The sequence below is a fragment of the Chitinasiproducens palmae genome (assembly GCF_900095735.1).
Lineage (GTDB): Bacteria > Pseudomonadota > Gammaproteobacteria > Burkholderiales > Burkholderiaceae > Chitinasiproducens > Chitinasiproducens palmae.
Genome location: NZ_FNLO01000010.1, coordinates 21,101 through 23,764 on the forward strand (window position 1 = coordinate 21,101; position 2,664 = coordinate 23,764).

At 65.1% G+C, this 2,664-nt stretch carries 1 protein-coding gene; it reads left to right on the forward strand.

The features are described from left to right. The first annotated feature begins 509 nt into the window (after positions 1-509). Positions 510-2,315, forward strand: a complete 1,806-nt coding sequence (locus tag BLU54_RS15950) for a response regulator transcription factor (protein WP_139169724.1) — start codon at positions 510-512, stop codon at positions 2,313-2,315. Positions 2,316-2,664 lie beyond the last annotated feature (349 nt).

The window sequence follows — 2,664 nt, forward strand, 5'->3', positions numbered from 1 at the left end:
TGAGCGTCTGAGCGTCTGAGCGTCTGAGCGTCTGAGCGTCTGAGCGTCTGAGCGTCTCACAACCCTTCGGAAGCCAACCCGACGCGTCAGCCCGACAAGGCGCTTCGCTCCGTTGGCATTCTGCTGCCTTGAGCGCTCGGCGCGCAGTCTGCGGGACCGTCGTTCACACGGGCGCACCGGCATTTCTGTCGCCCTCGCCTTGCAACCTATTCGACATCCTACGCCTGTTCGAACCCCGACCGGCGAGCCGGCGGCAGCCCGGTGCTCGGGTTGTGCGCAGCGGCATAAGCAAACCGTCCCCATGCAACGGCGCACACGGGCTGGTTCCGGGCCGCTCAAGTATTGCCCGAGCGTGACATTTGCCGCTGCCGACAGCCTGACGCTGACACGATCCGGCCAAGCTTACATCCGCTTGCCTTCGCCCGCCTTAGTCGACGCGTGCTCCCGACGAAGTGAGACATTCATAGACCATCGGGACAGGCGGGCAAGCTACATGAGTGCTGCCATCATTGCCGAACTGGCCCGTTGCACGGGATTGCCAAGGCTACAAGGAGAAACCGATGCATTTTGTGTTGCTCGATAAGGACGTCGAAGGAAGGGAAAAGCTGAAGGTGTTGCTGCGCCTGCTGGAACGGCGAGCATGCGTGACCGAACTGAGCGAGTGGGAACAACTGTCAGAGGTGGTGGCCAATCGCCGGCCGGATCTCGTGCTGGTCAACTGGAATGACGGAATCGCACCGCTCGATGCGGTGCATGCGCTGTTGGGCCGTCATCCAACGCTAACGCTGGTTTTGACATGCGAACGTCCCACGTCGGCCGCGATCCGCAGCTTGTTGCTGGCGGGCGTGCGCGGCATCATCCCGCGCGGCCATACCCGCCGGCAGATGCTTTGTGCACTGGAGCTCATCCTGCTCGACGGGCACTACATTCCCGTTGGCATTCTTGATATCCAACAGCCTCCGGAAGTGGCGCGTGAATCCGCGCGAATCGACTGGCCGCCACCGCGACGCCCGCTCTTCGGCCGCGGCGCGCTGTCGCCTCGACAACAGCAGATTCTTCGGTTGCTGACGTTCGGCGCGACCAACAAATCGATTGCCCGCAAGCTTGGAATCAGCGAGGGAACGGTCAAGATTCACATGGCAGGCGTTTTCAGGGCACTGGGAGTGCCGAACCGCGCCGCGGCGGTAGGCATGTATAACGCGTGGCTCGAATCCGGCAACGCGGACGGATGCCTTGTCGCCGACAGCGCTGCCGGTTCGCTAACCATCGACGTCCGCAGTGGTAGCGCCGGGCGGCTGGACGATCGATGCCTCGAAATACGCCGGTCGCCGACGCGAGCAAGCGCCAGCTTTCGAGAGGTGGCACCACGCACCGATCGAAGCAGCGATGTTGGAAGGTCCGACTGCAATGTCGGCGAGCGAGACGCTGGTATAAGCGATGCGCCCGTACCAGCCCTCCCAACGCCAGTCTCGCAAGGCTCGTGCGAGACTGGCACCGCCCACGAAACGGCGCACGACGCATCGACCGACAGTGACGACGTTGCGTGTAGCGGGTGCACAGCGCACGGCGCGGCGATCGCCGCGTCCCTCACCCCCGGCGCGCTCGCCAGTTCGGTCGGCGTTCCTCGAAGCGCCACAGCACCCGCAGAGCCACCGACCGATCGTGCGCCGAGTGACAGCCGCGCAGCGAAGCCGCCTGTTCCGCAAACCGCTTCAGAGTCACGCGCACAAAGCACACGCTCGAACATGTCGGCAGGCGACGTACAGAGCTGGCCATGCGCAGCGTCACGTCACGACGATGCGCGGCGAGCGAGCGAGGCACATCGGCACTGGCCGGTGAACCGCTTCCGCGTGGTCCGCGCGAGGCGCCCGCCTTCCGATGACGGATGCATGAATCGAGGCGAGCCTCAATCAGACGACGCAGACGATGCCAGCGAGCACGCGATGATGCAGCCCCGCTCGGCAAAAGGCGGCAGATCGCCATTTACCAAGTCGACAACACGTGGCCGACGCCGGCTCTCACAGCGGCCGCCGCGGCAAACTTCGGACCGCCCGCCGCCGTTGGCACCACTCGCAGGCGATGCATGCCAACCCCGTGGCAGTGGCGCGCGTCGCCGCAAGTCCCAGGCACCGCGGCATGGGCCCCTTTCCTTGCCAAGTGGGCGCCAGGCGCGGGGCGTCAGCGGCCAACGCGAAATGCGTGAGGCATGGCGTGTCCGGGGAAGAAGTCGTGACCGCTCGCGCAGCCAGACGCCCGGTGTTACGCCCGGTCTTACACCCTCTCGACGCACGCCGACCGAAAAACGCTGGGCGTGAGCGTGACGGCGGCGAGGGATGGTGGCGCCTGGCATCAGATGACGGCCTCGCCGCACTACATTCGCCATGCCCAGTTCACCCCCGTCTGCCAATAGGGCGCTTCCGCGGCACCTGATCAACGCGAGTGACGCGTCACCGAGATGCGAGCGACGCCGAAGCGGACAAGTAGGAATGACGACCGCCGACGCGTGAAGAGATTAAGACTTGGGACTTGGGACTTGGGTCTGGGGTCTGGGGTCTGGGGTCTGGGCTCTGGGCTCTGGGGTCTGGGTCTGGGTCTGGGTCTGGGTCTGGGTCTGGGTCTGGGTCTGGGTCTGGGTCTGGGTCTGGGTCTGGGTCTGGGTCTGGG